The 14051-nt window shown below is 43.7% G+C and carries 15 protein-coding genes; 13 read left to right on the top strand and 2 right to left on the bottom strand.

The window, feature by feature from the left end; genetic code table 11:
* Positions 1–7 precede the first annotated feature (7 nt).
* The gene (locus C1G53_RS02210; RefSeq protein WP_105117506.1) at positions 8–2236 is read right to left on the bottom strand and encodes an ATP-dependent Clp protease ATP-binding subunit; all 2229 of its coding nucleotides are present in this window, start codon (positions 2234–2236) and stop codon (positions 8–10) included.
* Between the two features lie 218 nt (positions 2237–2454).
* On the opposite strand from C1G53_RS02210, the gene C1G53_RS02215 reads away from it, so the two are divergent.
* The 4 genes from C1G53_RS02215 (at position 2455) to C1G53_RS02230 (ending at position 5191) form a co-directional block, all read left to right on the top strand.
* Positions 2455–2685 carry a DUF1797 family protein gene (locus C1G53_RS02215; protein WP_024532454.1) on the top strand — a complete coding sequence of 77 codons (231 nt, stop codon included), beginning with the start codon at positions 2455–2457 and terminating at the stop codon, positions 2683–2685.
* A gap of 124 nt (positions 2686–2809) precedes the next feature.
* A complete protein-coding gene (locus tag C1G53_RS02220) occupies positions 2810–3490 on the top strand; it encodes an amino acid ABC transporter permease (protein ID WP_105109884.1) in 681 nt (226 codons plus the stop codon).
* A gap of 1 nt (position 3491) precedes the next feature.
* The gene (locus C1G53_RS02225) at positions 3492–4226 is read left to right on the top strand and encodes an amino acid ABC transporter ATP-binding protein (RefSeq protein ID WP_105113720.1); all 735 of its coding nucleotides are present in this window, start codon (positions 3492–3494) and stop codon (positions 4224–4226) included.
* A gap of 116 nt (positions 4227–4342) precedes the next feature.
* Positions 4343–5191 (top strand): bifunctional methylenetetrahydrofolate dehydrogenase/methenyltetrahydrofolate cyclohydrolase, encoded by an 849-nt coding sequence (locus C1G53_RS02230; RefSeq protein ID WP_105117507.1) that lies wholly within the window; start codon positions 4343–4345, stop codon positions 5189–5191.
* A gap of 78 nt (positions 5192–5269) precedes the next feature.
* On the opposite strand, the gene C1G53_RS02235 is transcribed toward C1G53_RS02230, so the two are convergent.
* Complete coding sequence (locus C1G53_RS02235) at positions 5270–6178, bottom strand: neutral zinc metallopeptidase (RefSeq protein WP_105117508.1); 909 nt, start codon at positions 6176–6178, stop codon at positions 5270–5272.
* Positions 6179–6343: 165 nt separating this feature from the next.
* On the opposite strand from C1G53_RS02235, the gene xseA reads away from it, so the two are divergent.
* The 9 genes from xseA to C1G53_RS02280 all read left to right on the top strand — a co-directional run bounded on the left by xseA (position 6344) and on the right by C1G53_RS02280 (position 13963).
* Complete coding sequence (xseA, locus tag C1G53_RS02240; RefSeq protein ID WP_105117509.1) at positions 6344–7687, top strand: exodeoxyribonuclease VII large subunit; 1344 nt, start codon at positions 6344–6346, stop codon at positions 7685–7687.
* A complete protein-coding gene (locus tag C1G53_RS02245) occupies positions 7662–7877 on the top strand; it encodes an exodeoxyribonuclease VII small subunit (RefSeq protein ID WP_024409752.1) in 216 nt (71 codons plus the stop codon). Before xseA ends, C1G53_RS02245 begins: the two co-directional genes overlap by 26 nt.
* The gene (locus tag C1G53_RS02250; protein WP_105117510.1) at positions 7877–8746 is read left to right on the top strand and encodes a polyprenyl synthetase family protein; all 870 of its coding nucleotides are present in this window, start codon (positions 7877–7879) and stop codon (positions 8744–8746) included. Before C1G53_RS02245 ends, C1G53_RS02250 begins: the two co-directional genes overlap by 1 nt.
* Complete coding sequence (locus C1G53_RS02255) at positions 8739–9560, top strand: TlyA family RNA methyltransferase (protein WP_105117511.1); 822 nt, start codon at positions 8739–8741, stop codon at positions 9558–9560. Before C1G53_RS02250 ends, C1G53_RS02255 begins: the two co-directional genes overlap by 8 nt.
* Entirely contained in the window at positions 9553–9978 is a 426-nt protein-coding gene (locus C1G53_RS02260; RefSeq protein WP_105113726.1) for an arginine repressor, read from the top strand. Before C1G53_RS02255 ends, C1G53_RS02260 begins: the two co-directional genes overlap by 8 nt.
* A 3-nt stretch (positions 9979–9981) precedes the next feature.
* A complete protein-coding gene (gene recN, locus C1G53_RS02265) occupies positions 9982–11643 on the top strand; it encodes a DNA repair protein RecN (protein WP_105117512.1) in 1662 nt (553 codons plus the stop codon).
* A 95-nt stretch (positions 11644–11738) separates the two neighbouring features.
* Positions 11739–12572, top strand: a complete 834-nt coding sequence (locus C1G53_RS02270) for a DegV family protein (RefSeq protein WP_105117513.1) — start codon at positions 11739–11741, stop codon at positions 12570–12572.
* Positions 12565–13398, top strand: a complete 834-nt coding sequence (locus C1G53_RS02275) for an SGNH/GDSL hydrolase family protein (RefSeq protein WP_105117514.1) — start codon at positions 12565–12567, stop codon at positions 13396–13398. The genes C1G53_RS02270 and C1G53_RS02275 overlap by 8 nt, the downstream gene beginning before the upstream one ends.
* Positions 13370–13963 carry a YpmS family protein gene (locus C1G53_RS02280; protein ID WP_105117515.1) on the top strand — a complete coding sequence of 198 codons (594 nt, stop codon included), beginning with the start codon at positions 13370–13372 and terminating at the stop codon, positions 13961–13963. Before C1G53_RS02275 ends, C1G53_RS02280 begins: the two co-directional genes overlap by 29 nt.
* The last annotated feature ends 88 nt before the right edge of the window (positions 13964–14051 follow it).

Here is a 14051-nt window from a genome sequence, read left to right on the forward strand (position 1 = left end):
TTCCTACTTATTTTGTTTTTGTATGTGCCTTGATTTGAATGTTCCCCTTGCTGGTCATAACAGCGCGAAGGTCTTTTTCGCTTGGGTTTTCCAAGTAGAAGTCTGTAATGGCATCTTCAATTTGATCTTGGATGGTTCTGCGAAGTGGCCGAGCCCCCATTTTGGGATCGTAACCTAGATCAACTAGCTTTTCTTTGACCTTATCTGTCACATGTAAGCTAATGCCGTTATTAGACAAGCGTTTGTTGACATCATCCAGCATGAGGCTGACAATTTCAAGGAGGTTTTCCTTGCTGAGTGGTTGGAACTCGATGATTCCGTCAAAGCGGTTCATGAATTCTGGACTGAAGAAATTGCTGAGTTGGCCAAGAACAGACTGGGTGCGACCTTCCATGGCTGCTCCAAAACCGACACTTGCTTCAACCTTACCAGTTCCAGCATTTGAAGTCATGATGATAATGGTGTCTTTGAAGCTGACTGTGCGTCCCTGTCCATCTGTCAGACGGCCGTCGTCTAGGACTTGGAGGAACATGTGCATGACATCAGGGTGAGCTTTTTCTACCTCATCCAAGAGGATGAGAGAGTAAGGATTGCGGCGGACCTTTTCCGTTAGCTGTCCTGCTTCTTCATATCCTACATAACCTGGAGGGGCACCGACTAGCTTGGCAACGGCATGTTTCTCCATATACTCGGACATATCGAAGCGAATCATACTATCGGCTGAACCGAAGAGTTCAATCGCTAGTTGCTTGGACAGCTCTGTTTTACCGACACCGGTAGGTCCAACAAAGAGGAAGGAGCCAATTGGGCGGTTTGGAGCACCAAGACCAACACGGTTGCGGCGAATAGCCTTGGCGATTTTGTCTACAGCTTCATCTTGACCGATAACGTGTGCCTTGAGATCGCTAGCCAGGTTGATCAATTGAGATTGTTCTTTTTCTTTCAAATCACCAACAGGGATATTTGTTTTTTGTTCTACGATGGCTTCAATTTCCTTTTCAGTAATGAGGGGAATATCTTCCTCGCTGATGGTTGCCTTTTGCATTTCCTTATACTTGGCAATCTGGTCGCGGAAATAGGCAGCCTTTTCATAGTCCTCGTCACGAGTTGCTTGGGCCTTACGATTTTCGGCATCAATTAAGCGTTGGTCGATTTCTTTTGGATCAACAAAATTGAGGGTCAGGTTCATCTTAGAACCAGCTTCGTCCAGTAGGTCAATGGCCTTGTCTGGCAAGAAGCGGTCTTGGATATAGCGATTTGAAAGGACCGCAGCAGCTTCAATAGCTGCGTCAGAGTATTTGACATGGTGGTAGTCCTGATACTTATTCTGGATACCCTTGAGAATGATAATGGTTTCTTCAACGCTTGGTTCTTCGACCTTTACAGGTTGCATACGGCGTTCTAAGGCTGCATCCTTCTCGATAATACGGTATTCGTTGAGGGTTGTTGCACCGACTAGCTGCATTTCGCCACGGGCAAGGGCAGGTTTGAGGATATTTCCAGCATCCATATTGCCATCACCAGCAGAGCCAGCCCCGACAATCTCGTGGATTTCGTCAATAAAGAGGATAATCTCACGGCGGTTACGGATTTCCTCCATGAGTTTTTGCATACGTTCTTCAAATTGGCCACGGATACCAGTCCCTTGTACCAGGCTGACAACGTCTAATCGGATGACTTCCTTACCTTGCAATTTTTGTGGCACATCGCCGTCGACAATTTTTTGAGCCAACCCTTCAACAACAGCGGTTTTACCAACACCTGGCTCACCGATGAGGACTGGGTTGTTCTTGGTACGGCGGTTGAGGATTTCGATGACACGTGTAATTTCTTGGTCACGGCCAATCACTGGGTCAATATCACCACGGCGGGCAATTTCCGTCACGTTGATACCAAACTCTTCTAACAATCCATTTGGTTGTTGTGGTTGCTGAGGTGGTGGAGTTTGCCCACCACGCCCGTTGTTCCCTCCTGCTTGTGTTGGTGGGGTTTGGTCACGTTTCTTGCCAGCTGGAGTGTTTCCTGGATAGCCTCCCAAGTGATTGAAGAACTCGCTGAAAGGGTCCATATTATTTGGGTTTGTTAAATCCCCTAAACCACGCAAGATGGCATTATTAGGATCAGTTTTCATAATTTGGTAGCAGTTGTGGCAGAGATCTACCTGTTGTTGCTTACCATTCAGATTGGTATAGAGATGGATGGTTGCATCGTTGATTTTACAGTTATGACAGAGCATCGTTCTACCTCTTTCTATGGAATGGACCTTTGTCAAATAGTCAATAAAGGTCAGTTATAGCTTTATTATAACAAGATTTAGGGAAAAATCAAGAAACTGCTATATTCGGAACATAATCACTTGGATGCCTTGGAACTGACAAGAAAATGTTGAAAAATCAAGACTTTTTTTATAATATGTGGTAAAATGTTTTTATAAAAAGGATTAGGAGAAGGAATATGGAATCACATTTGGTGAGAATTATCAATCGTCTGGAAGCTATGGCTAACGATGGCGGTACATTGAAACGTAATTTTGAGCGTGAAGGTGTTGTTGTTGCAGAAGTGGCTTATAGCTATGACGAGGAAAATGGTTCAGTATTTACCTTGCGTGATGTCGCTGCTCGTGAAACCTATACGTTTGACAGCATTGACTTGATTGCGATGGAAATCTACGAATTGTTGTACTAAGAACAAGCTCGAGCACCGATAGGTGCTTTTTTCTTGCAATAAAATGAATATCTAAGCAAAAATAGTTGCATAAATATTCAAAAATGGTATAATGGTGTCTAGATCATATTTGAGGAGTGAATGAATGGATTTTTCTTTCTTGCCTGATTATTGGGCATATTTTAATTATGGGGCCCTTGTAACCCTTATTATCGCTTTTTTCTCGGTTTTCTTTGGTAGTATTTTAGGGACGCTCTTGGCCTTTGCCCAACGCAGTAGATATAAGGTTCTGGTTTGGCTTGCCAATATTTATGTATGGATTTTCCGCGGTACTCCAATGGTAGTACAGATTATGATTGCCTTTGCCATGACCAATTTTGTTGCACCGACTATCCAAATAGGGATTTTAGATGTAGATTTGACGCGTTTAATTCCAGGGATTATTGTCATTTCTATGAACTCCGCAGCCTATGTGTCTGAAACCATTCGTGCGGGTATCAATGCTGTGCCAAAGGGTCAATTGGAAGCAGCTTATTCATTAGGTATTCGTCCAAAACAAGCCATGCGCTATGTCATTATGCCACAGGCTATCAAGAATATTCTCCCTGCTTTGGGAAATGAGTTTGTAACCATTGTTAAGGACAGTTCGCTCCTGTCAACCATTGGTGTTATTGAGTTGTGGAATGGGGCACAGACGGTTGCTACGACGACTTATCTCACTCAAAGTCCGCTTATTTTTGCAGCCTTCTATTATTTGATGATGACCAGTATTTTGACCCTAGGCATTCAAGCTCTTGAGAAAAAATTAAACAAGGGAGGACACTAAGATGACAGAAGCAATTATTTCCATAAAAGATCTTCATAAGTATTTTGGTGAAAATGAAGTTTTAAAAGGGATTGATTTAGATATCCAGCAAGGTCAAGTGGTTGTCATTATCGGTCCCTCAGGTTCAGGAAAATCAACTTTCTTGCGTACCATGAATCTCTTAGAGGTACCGACCAAGGGGACGGTGACTTTTGAAGGGGTCGATATTACGGACAAATCCAATGATATTTTCAAGATGCGTGAGAAGATGGGAATGGTTTTCCAGCAGTTTAACCTTTTTCCAAATATGACCGTATTAGAAAATATTACCCTGTCACCTATTAAGACAAAAGGAATTGCTAAGGCAGAGGCAGAAGCTAAGGCGCATGAATTGTTGGCAAAAGTTGGTTTGCCTGACAAGGCGGATGCCTATCCACAAAGTCTATCAGGTGGTCAGCAGCAACGGATTGCCATTGCCCGTGGTTTGGCCATGGATCCAGATGTCTTGCTCTTTGATGAGCCGACCTCAGCCCTTGATCCTGAAATGGTTGGTGAGGTACTTGCGGTTATGCAGGACTTGGCTAAGTCAGGGATGACCATGGTAATCGTAACCCATGAAATGGGCTTTGCGCGTGAAGTAGCAGACCGAGTTATCTTTATGGATGGAGGCTATATTGTTGAAGATGGAACTCCAGAAGAAGTTTTTGAACACACCAAGGAAGAACGGACTAAGGATTTCTTATCCAAAGTCTTATAAGCTCAACTCCGACATTGTTCGGAGTTTTTTGCTGTTTTCAGATGAATTGGGTGAGAACCTAGTCAAATCAGTGGCAAATAGGGTATAATGAAGAAAAAGTGAGGAGATTTTAAGCAATGACAGTGATTGATGGAAAGGCCTTGGCAGCCAAAATGCAGGCAGCTCTGGCAGAAAAAACAGCTCGATTAAAAGTGGAGAAGGGCTTGGTACCAGGCTTGGTCGTTATTTTGGTTGGAGAAGACCCAGCCAGCCAGGTCTATGTTCGCAATAAAGAACGTTCAGCCCTTGCAGCTGGTTTTAAGAGTGAGGTTGTACGAGTGCCAGCTAGCATTTCAGAAGAAGAACTTTTGGAATTGATTGAGCGCTACAATCAAGATGATGCATGGCATGGTATTTTGGTGCAGTTGCCTCTACCAGCCCACATCAGCGAAGAAAAAGTTTTGTTGGCCATTGACCCAGATAAGGATGTGGACGGTTTTCATCCGACCAATATGGGTAAATTCTGGTCAGGTCATCCGGTCATGATTCCGTCAACTCCAGCAGGAATTATGGAGATGTTCAAGGAATACCGGATTGACCTAGAAGGCAAAACAGCGCTGGTTATTGGTCGTTCCAATATCGTTGGCAAACCCACGGCCCAGCTCCTTTTGGATGCCAATGCAACTGTAACCATTGCTCATTCACGTACAAAAAATCTGGCAGAATTAGCTCGTCAGGCGGATATTTTAGTCGTTGCGATTGGTCGTGGACATTTTGTAACCAAGGAATTTGTCAAGCCAGGTGCAGTAGTGATTGACGTTGGTATGAACCGTGATGAAAATGGCAAACTGATTGGGGATGTCAAGTATGATGAGGTAGCAGAAGTTGCTAGTCACATTACCCCTGTTCCAGGTGGAGTTGGCCCTATGACCATTACCATGCTCATGGAACAGACTTTTGAGGCTTGTGTCAGAAGTGGGAAATAGGTAAGTAGGCGAGGTTGGCAAGAGCTGACCTCATTTTTTTATAAGAAAAATCCCCAGTCATGAAACTGGGGATCGCTTTTATGGATTGCTTACTGAGAAGGTGTCGGCGTGGGCAAGGTCACCATAGGTATAGCCGAGGTTAAACCATTTTTTACGTTGCTCAGAAGTACCGTGGGTGAAACTATCTGGGACAGTACGGCCGTAGGCTTCTTGTTGGAGAGTGTCATCACCAACTGCATGGGCAGCATTCATGGCTTCATCAATATCGCCAACGTCTAAGATACCCTGACCATCGACATATTTGGCCCAGGCTCCTGCATAGTAGTCAGCTTGCAATTCTAGACGGACATTGAGGGCATTGCCTTCCTTGTCTGATAATTGAGCACGTTTTTGGTGGTAGGCACCAAGGACTTCCAATTCATTTTGGACATGGTGACCAACTTCATGAGCGATGACATAGGCCATGGCAAAGTCACCAGCAGCCTTGTATTTGCTAGTAAGTTCTTGATAAAAAGAAGTATCAATATAAATCTTGCGGTCAGCTGAACAATAGAAGGGGCCGGCTTGAGCAGAACCGGTTCCACAGCCTGTTTGGGTCTGGTCCGTATAGAAAACAAGGGTTGGTGCTTGGTAGGTTAGACCATTTCTTGCAAACTCTTGTGTCCAAAAATCTTCTGTTGAGGCCAGTACCTTACTCATGAATTCTGCATCTGCGTCAGAAACACTGGTACCGCTTGTCGTAACCTGGCTAGACTGATAAGGATTGGTGTTGGTTGTTGGTGAAAGTAGACCACCTAGGTTGGACATGCCACCAAAGACAAAGAGGAGAACCACTAGTAGCAATTTTCCCTTCCAGCCCAGACGGGAGAAGAGCAGGCTAAGTAAGAGATTTCCACCAGCTGAACCACCAGAGAAAGAGGGACCTGAGCTTCTTTGTCCCCTGCGGTCTTCAATATTGGAACTTTTTCGTAAATCATCAATTTTCATCATAAACTCCTTAGAACCTGTCATCAAGTTCCTATTTTCTCACACACTATTATATAGCAAATTGCAGAAAAAAACACAGGAAAGCTATTGGAAATGATATGTCCAGTTCTGTATAAATGTGCAATTTTTGGTATAATAGTAGAGATACAGACAGAAGGAGTGGACATGGTTGAATATTTAACGGTTAGCCATCTAACTAAGTATTTAAAATTAAAGTTTGACCGCGATCCTTATTTGGAGAAGGTCTATTTAACAGGGCAAGTGTCCAATTTCCGCAAACGACCTAGCCATCAATATTTTTCGCTCAAGGATGACAAGGCGGTCATCCAAGCGACCATGTGGGCTGGCGTCTATAAAAATCTGGGCTTTGATCTTGAAGAGGGAATGAAAATCAATGCGGTTGGTCGTGTGCAATTGTACGAGCCTAGTGGTGCTTATTCCATCATAATTGAAAAGGCAGAGCCAGACGGTATTGGTGCCCTAGCTATCAAGTTTGAACAGCTCAAACAAGCTCTGACCCAGGAAGGCCTGTTTAAGCAAGAATTCAAGCAGGAATTGCCACGGTTTACCAAGAAAATAGGGGTTATAACCAGTCCGAGTGGAGCAGTCATTCAAGATATTATTACCACGGTCAGTCGGCGGTTTCCTGGTGTGGAAATTGTCCTCTATCCGACCAAGGTGCAAGGAGATGGGGCTGCCCAGGAAGTTGTTGCCAATATCCAAAGAGCCAATGAGCGTGATGATTTGGATGTTCTCATCGTCGGTCGTGGTGGTGGTTCTATTGAAGACCTGTGGGCTTTCAATGAGGAAATAGTGGTTCGGGCTATTTTTGAATCACGTATTCCTATCATTTCCAGTGTGGGTCACGAAACGGATACAACTCTGGCAGACTTTGTGGCAGACCGCAGGGCAGCCACTCCGACAGCTGCAGCAGAATTGGCAACCCCTGTGACCAAGGCAGATTTGCTGGGTTATTTAAGTCAGCAGGAAAATCGAGCCTATCAGGCCATGACCAATCGCTTGAAATTCCTGAGAGGTCAGGTTGAGAAAATTAGCCAATCAGTTATGTTTCGGCAGCCTGAACGCTTATACGATGGTTATTTGCAAAAATTAGACCGCTTGACCAATCAATTGCAGACACGAATGAAAGAAGTATATAGCCAGCAGAAACAGGCTAGCTTATTACTCAATCAACGTCTACAAGGCTTACAACTTGGCCCTAAAGTCGAGAGTTTCCAAGAAAGAATTATCCAGCAGGAACGGCTTTTAAAAAGCAATATGGCCAATATCTATGATAATAAGATGGCCAAGGCAGATAAGCTGATTGAGGCCTTAACCATGCTAGATACCAGTCGCATTGTGGCTCGTGGTTATGCCATGCTTTTACAAGATGGTCGGGTTTTAGACAGTGTGGAAACGATACAAAAGGGTGAACACCTGACCATTCAGATGAAGGATGGTCAACTTGATGTGGAGGTAAATCATGTCCAAAAAGACAAAAACATTTGAAGAAAATTTAGCTGAATTAGAAGGAATTGTAACCAAATTGGAGCGTGGGGATGTAGCCTTGGAAGAGGCACTTGCCGAGTTTCAAAAGGGTATGGTTTTATCTAAGGATTTACAAAAGACACTTGCTGAAGCTGAAAAGACCTTGGTCAAGGTCATGCAGGCAGATGGCAGTGAAGCGGAGATGGACTAATGGGAGTCAGTAAATTGCAGCTACTTGAGGAAACCATGGCAGGTTTTTATGAACCTCAGGTAGCAGAACGCCTCAACCAAGCGGTTCTTTATTCGCTACAGGCTGGCGGGAAACGAATTCGTCCCTTGCTCCTTTTGACGCTTTTGGAGTCTTTTGGAGTGAAATTAAAACAAGCTCATTACCAAGTGGCAGCCTGTCTTGAGTTTATTCATACAGGTAGTCTGATACATGATGATCTACCAGCCATGGACGATGATGATTACCGTCGGGGGCGTTTGACCAACCATAAGAAATTCGACGAAGCGACAGCTATTTTAGCAGGGGACAGTCTATTTTTAGATCCGTTTGGATTTTTGGCTCAGGTAGATTTGCCAGCTAAGACCATCCTTGCTCTCGTGAGAGAGCTTTCTCAGGCATCTGGGACTTTTGGAATGGTTGCTGGTCAGGTCTTGGATATGGCAGGCGAGGGACAAAAATTATCTCTCGAACAATTACAAGCCATCCATGCCAATAAGACTGGAAAATTATTGACCTTTCCCTTTGTCGCAGCTGGTTTGATTGCTGGACAGTCAGATGAGGTTATCCACCATTTGCGAAAAGCAGGTCAATTGGTCGGTCTAGCCTTTCAGGTGCGGGATGATATATTGGATGTGACGGCTACTTTTGAGGAAATCGGAAAAACACCGCAAAAGGATCTATTGGCAGAGAAATCTACCTACCCAGCTCTGATGGGCTTGGAGGCCTCAAAAGTCTTTCTAGAAGACAGCCTGAATCAAGCAAGCAGTGAGCTAGATCAAGTGGCTCAACTAGTCCCGTTTTCAAGAGAAGAAATCAAAAAAATCATAGAAAGTTTACGAATCAATGGCTAAGGAAAGAGTAGATGTACTGGCTTACAAACAGGGGCTTTTTGAAACCAGAGAGCAGGCCAAGCGCGGTGTTATGGCTGGGCTAGTTATTTCAGTTATCAACGGCGAGCGATACGACAAACCTGGCGAGAAGATTGACGAGGGAGTTGAGCTCAAGCTCAAGGGAGAGAAACTCAAGTATGTCAGCCGTGGTGGTCTGAAATTGGAAAAGGCCTTGCAGGTTTTCGACCTATCAGTTGAGGGGCAAACGACCATTGATATTGGGGCTTCGACAGGCGGATTTACGGATGTTATGTTGCAGGCTGGCGCCAAGCAGGTCTATGCTGTTGATGTCGGAACCAATCAGCTGGCTTGGAAATTGCGCCAGGACGAGCGTGTCATCAGCATGGAACAGTACAATTTCCGTTATGCTGAGTTGGCTGATTTTGAAGTGGGTCAACCAAGTTTTGCTTCGATTGATGTCAGTTTTATCTCTCTAGGCTTGATTTTACCAGCTCTTCACAAGATTTTGGTAGACGGTGGTCAGGTTGTAGCCTTGGTTAAACCCCAATTTGAAGCAGGTCGGGAGCATATCGGTAAGAACGGAATTGTCAAGGATAAGGCAGTTCACATCAAGGTCTTGGAAGATGTGACTGCTATGGCTGTCGTAACCGGTTTTTCTGTAAAGAGCCTTAGTTTTTCACCTGTTCAAGGCGGTCATGGTAACACGGAATTTTTAGCTCATTTGGAAAAATCAAACCAGCCTAGCCCGATTGAACACAGTGAAATAAGAAATATAGTCGATCAAGCACACGAGGAATTTAAGAAGGATGAATAAACGAGAACGATTAGAAGTCATTAAAGATTTGGTAGTCCGATTTCCCATTGATACTCAGGAAGAAATTGTGGAACGCTTGGAAGCCTTGGGGGTTCATGCAACCCAGGCTACTGTGTCCCGTGATATCAAGGAATTAGGCATTATCAAGGTTCCATCAGCTGACAAGGGATATGTCTATGGCTTGCCCAAAAGTAGCCTAGTCAAGGTCAAGTCCAATAATATTCTTGACTTTGCAGTCATGGACAAGATGGTCAACTTAAAATTGGTACCAGGGAGTGCAACGGTCGTAAAAAGGCAGATTTGTGAGTATTTCCAAGAGGAAATCTTCTCGATTATTGCTGATGATGACAGTATTCTGCTCATTCTGAAGGACCAGGAAACCATCCCCAATTTAGAACGTACGATAAAAGGGTGGTAGGTCATGTTATTAGAAGTTTCGATCAAGAATTTTGCCATTATTGAACAGGTATCCCTCAATTTTGAAAAGGGGATGACCATCCTATCCGGTGAAACGGGGGCCGGCAAGTCTATTATCATCGATGCCATGAACCTGATGTTAGGGGCGCGTGCGACGACGGATGTTATTCGCCACGGAGCAGTCAAGGCGGAGATTGAGGGGCTTTTTTCCTTTGAAAATAGCAGAGCTCTGGAACAGATTTTGAGTGAACAGGGGATTGAAGTTGCGGACGAACTCATTATCCGTCGGGAAATCCTACAAAATGGTCGTTCCGTGAGCCGTGTCAATGGGCAGATGGTTAATTTGTCTGTCTTGAAACAAATTGGCCAGCACCTAGTGGACATCCACGGCCAGCATGACCAGGAAGAATTGATGAAGGCCCAGCACCATATCCGTCTTTTAGACAGCTTTGGAGAAGATGAGTTTTGGGCTTTAAAAGACCGCTATCAGACCACTTTTGATGCCTATCGTAGCCTCCGCAAACGAGTGCTCGAAAAGCAGAAAAATGAGCAGGAGCATAAGGCCCGCATTGAGATGCTGGAATACCAAATTGCTGAGATTGAAGCAGCAGCCCTGCAATCTGGTGAGGATGTCCAGCTCAATCAAGAGCGGGATAAGTTACTCAACCACAAACAGATTGCGGATACCTTGACCAATGCCTATGCTCTGTTAGATAATGAAGATTTTTCAAGTTTGAATAATCTACGCTCAGCTATGGGAGACCTGCAAAGTTTAGAAGAATTTGACCCAGAATACCAGCAGCTTTCTAGCAGTCTGACAGAGGCCTACTATGTCGTTGAAGATGTGACCAAGCGCCTCAGTGATGTGGTGGATAATCTAGACTTCGATGGCAATCGCCTGTTGCAGCTAGAAAGTCGGTTGGATCTGCTCCACACCATTACTAAAAAATACGGTGGAACGGTCGATGATGTCTTGGATTATTTTGCAAAAATCAGCGAAGAGTACAATCTTCTAACAGGAAATGACCTATCTGGAGATGACTTGGAAGTGCAACTCAAGACCATGGAGAAGGAATTAGTGACCTTAGCCAGTCAGCTCAGCCAGTCTCGACATGAATTGGCTCAGTTGCTGGAAGAGATTATCCGTCAAGAATTACAAGACTTGTACATGGAAAAAGCTCGGTTCCAGGTTCGTTTTACCAAGGGTAAGTTTAACCGAGAGGGGAATGAAACGGTGGAGTTTTACATCTCTACCAACCCTGGTGAAGACTTCAAGCCTTTGGTCAAGGTTGCCTCTGGTGGAGAATTATCTCGTTTGATGTTGGCCATTAAGTCAGCCTTTGCCCGTAAGGAAGGCAAGACCTCCATCGTCTTTGACGAGGTGGATACAGGAGTTTCAGGCCGTGTTGCCCAGGCTATTGCCCAGAAGATATATAAAATCGGCCAATACGGTCAGGTCTTGGCTATCTCACATTTGCCACAGGTGATTGCGATTGCAGACTATCAGTTTTTTATTGAGAAAATATCTGATGACCACTCGACTGTTTCTCGCGTCCGTCTATTGACCAAAGAGGAGCGTATCGAGGAAATCGCCAAGATGTTAGCCGGTGACAAGATTACGGATGCAGCCCGTAGCCAAGCAAAAGAATTGGTTGAAAAAGGTTAGGCAACTAGCCTTTTTTGCTTTTGTTTTTATGTTTATTTTTAGATTGAAATTTGTTATAATAAAGGATAATACAGAAGAGAACGGAAGGACACTTGATGATGAAGATTAAAATTGTAACAGATTCTAGTACTACAATAGAAGCTGGTTTGGCTAAGGAGTTGGGGATTACCATCATTCCTTTGTCTGTTATGGTGGATGGGGTTGTCTATTCAGATAGAGACTTATCAGAAGGTGAGTTTCTCGACTTGATGAGAGGAGCCAAGCACTTACCGAAGACCAGTCAACCACCGGTAGGTCTCTTTGCGGAAACATTTAGCCAATTAGCTAAAGATGGTAGTCAGATTATTGCAATCCTTCTTTCTCATGCCTTGTCAGGAACGGTTGAAGCAGCCCGTCAAGGAGCTACCTTGTCTGGTGCAGATGTGACTGTTCTTGACTCTGGATTTACCGACCAGGCAGCAAAATTTCAGGTAGTGGAAGCGGCTAGACTGGCACAAGCTGGTGCTAACAAGGAAGAAATCCTTTCGGCCATTGAAGAGGTCAAAGATAAGACTGAACTATATATCGGGGTATCTACCTTAGAAAATCTAGTCAAGGGTGGTCGTATTGGTCGTGTGCAAGGGCTGCTTAGCAGTCTGCTCAACATTCGAGTTATCATGGAAATGAAGAACCATCAATTAACTCCCATTGTAAAAGGTCGTGGGAATAAAACCTTTAAAAAATGGCTAGAAGAATTTGTAGTGAGTTTATCTGACAAATCGGTGGCGGAGATTGGAATTTCATACTCAGGTAAGGCGGACTTTGCCAATGAAATAAAAGACTTGCTCCAGCCCCATGTAGAAACAGATATTTCTGTATTGGAAACAGGTTCTATCATTCAAACTCACACGGGTGAGGATGCCTGGGCTATCCTAGTTCGCTATGAATAATCGGAAGTTGATACAGGGACTTGTCTTCTTTTTTCTCTGTCTATTAGGGTCAATCTTCCTATTCCATCAGTTAATACCCCAGGCGCCGTCACGCATCAGTCAAGAAGAGCTAGGTCTTTCAGTGAATAGGAAATTTCGCTATTTGGCTCTTGGGGATTCCTTGACAGAAGGAGTGGGGGATGTGACAGGTCAAGGTGGTTTTGTCCCCTTGCTTGCCCAGTCGCTAGTCAATGAGTACGGTTATGAGGTAGACGTTCAAAATTTTGGAGTTTCCGGCAACACCAGTAAGCAAATCTTGAAGCGGATGAAGGAGAATGAGGAACTCCAACAGGCCTTAAAAGAAGCTGATTTATTAACCTTGACGGTTGGTGGAAATGATCTTCGTAAGGTCATTGTCAGTAATTTAAGTAACCTCAAGCTCTCTACCTTTGATAAGCCGGCAAGGGAATACGGGAGAAATCTAGAAAAGATTGTCAAACGGGCAAGACAGGAGAATGCCGATCTCCCTATCTATATCTTGGGAATTTACAATCCCTTCTATCTCAGTTTTCCTGAATTGACCGAGATGCAGACTGTGGTTGATAAATGGAATCAGACAACCAATCAAATCACGGAAAAATACAAGGATGTTTACTTTGTAGAAATCAATGACTTGCTCTATAAAGGTTTGGAAGGCGAGATGGGGCTTAGCCAGTCTAGTTCGGCTAGCACAAATAATTTATTGTACGAAGATGATCATTTTCATCCCAATAATACGGGATATGAAATCATGAAAAAAGCACTATTGGAGAAGATGTATGAAACTGAGAAAAGCTGGACACCTTAATATCTGGAAGTGGCTCTTCTTGGTTCAATTGGCTTTGACATTGGGGGCGGGTCTGGTTTTTCTAAATCGTATCCAAGTTAAGAGAGAAAATATGACGGAATTGGTACCATCTAGCCAGACAGATGCAAAAGTGGGGACTTTCGCGACCAACCGTGAAGCCCTTAATCAAACCATTGCCAACTATTTAAAAGATTACCAAACGAAGAATTTTTCTTACCAATTATTTGTGACTAACCAACAGGTTGTTTTTGAAGGAACCTATCAGGTATTTGGTGTAGATATCCCCTTGTATATCTATTTTCAACCTCTCAAAATGGAAGATGGTAATGTTCTTCTACGCATATTGGAAATTTCAGCAGGAAATCTGTCCTTGCCCAAGGCAGAAGTTTTAGCCTATCTGCAAAAAAACTACAAATTACCCACCTTTGTCAAAATAAATTCCCAAGAGGCAGCAATTCAGTTAAAAATAACAGAATTGGACAATAAATTTGGCATTTACGGTCAGGCCAATACCATTGATTTATACAACGACCAAATTATTGTTGATATATACAGAAAAAGGTAAGAAACCAGCATTAAAAACTTGACCAAATGGCTAAATTTCGGTACACTATAAAAGTGAGTAAAATCTCAGAAAATTATTGGAGGACTTA

The sequence above is a fragment of the Streptococcus suis genome (assembly GCF_002960445.1).
Lineage (GTDB): Bacteria > Bacillota > Bacilli > Lactobacillales > Streptococcaceae > Streptococcus > Streptococcus hyiners.

What these genes read in the sequence shown, in the direction of transcription:
- C1G53_RS02210 (WP_105117506.1), bottom strand. Translation starts at nt 2,236, where the DNA reads ATGCTCTGTCATAACTGTAAAATCAACGATGCAACCATCCATCTCTAT.
- C1G53_RS02215 (WP_024532454.1), top strand. Translation starts at nt 2,455, where the DNA reads ATGGAATCACATTTGGTGAGAATTATCAATCGTCTGGAAGCTATGGCT.
- C1G53_RS02220 (WP_105109884.1), top strand. Translation starts at nt 2,810, where the DNA reads ATGGATTTTTCTTTCTTGCCTGATTATTGGGCATATTTTAATTATGGG.
- C1G53_RS02225 (WP_105113720.1), top strand. Translation starts at nt 3,492, where the DNA reads ATGACAGAAGCAATTATTTCCATAAAAGATCTTCATAAGTATTTTGGT.
- C1G53_RS02230 (WP_105117507.1), top strand. Translation starts at nt 4,343, where the DNA reads ATGACAGTGATTGATGGAAAGGCCTTGGCAGCCAAAATGCAGGCAGCT.
- C1G53_RS02235 (WP_105117508.1), bottom strand. Translation starts at nt 6,178, where the DNA reads ATGAAAATTGATGATTTACGAAAAAGTTCCAATATTGAAGACCGCAGG.
- xseA (WP_105117509.1), top strand. Translation starts at nt 6,344, where the DNA reads ATGGTTGAATATTTAACGGTTAGCCATCTAACTAAGTATTTAAAATTA.
- C1G53_RS02245 (WP_024409752.1), top strand. Translation starts at nt 7,662, where the DNA reads ATGTCCAAAAAGACAAAAACATTTGAAGAAAATTTAGCTGAATTAGAA.
- C1G53_RS02250 (WP_105117510.1), top strand. Translation starts at nt 7,877, where the DNA reads ATGGGAGTCAGTAAATTGCAGCTACTTGAGGAAACCATGGCAGGTTTT.
- C1G53_RS02255 (WP_105117511.1), top strand. Translation starts at nt 8,739, where the DNA reads ATGGCTAAGGAAAGAGTAGATGTACTGGCTTACAAACAGGGGCTTTTT.
- C1G53_RS02260 (WP_105113726.1), top strand. Translation starts at nt 9,553, where the DNA reads ATGAATAAACGAGAACGATTAGAAGTCATTAAAGATTTGGTAGTCCGA.
- recN (WP_105117512.1), top strand. Translation starts at nt 9,982, where the DNA reads ATGTTATTAGAAGTTTCGATCAAGAATTTTGCCATTATTGAACAGGTA.
- C1G53_RS02270 (WP_105117513.1), top strand. Translation starts at nt 11,739, where the DNA reads ATGATGAAGATTAAAATTGTAACAGATTCTAGTACTACAATAGAAGCT.
- C1G53_RS02275 (WP_105117514.1), top strand. Translation starts at nt 12,565, where the DNA reads ATGAATAATCGGAAGTTGATACAGGGACTTGTCTTCTTTTTTCTCTGT.
- C1G53_RS02280 (WP_105117515.1), top strand. Translation starts at nt 13,370, where the DNA reads ATGAAACTGAGAAAAGCTGGACACCTTAATATCTGGAAGTGGCTCTTC.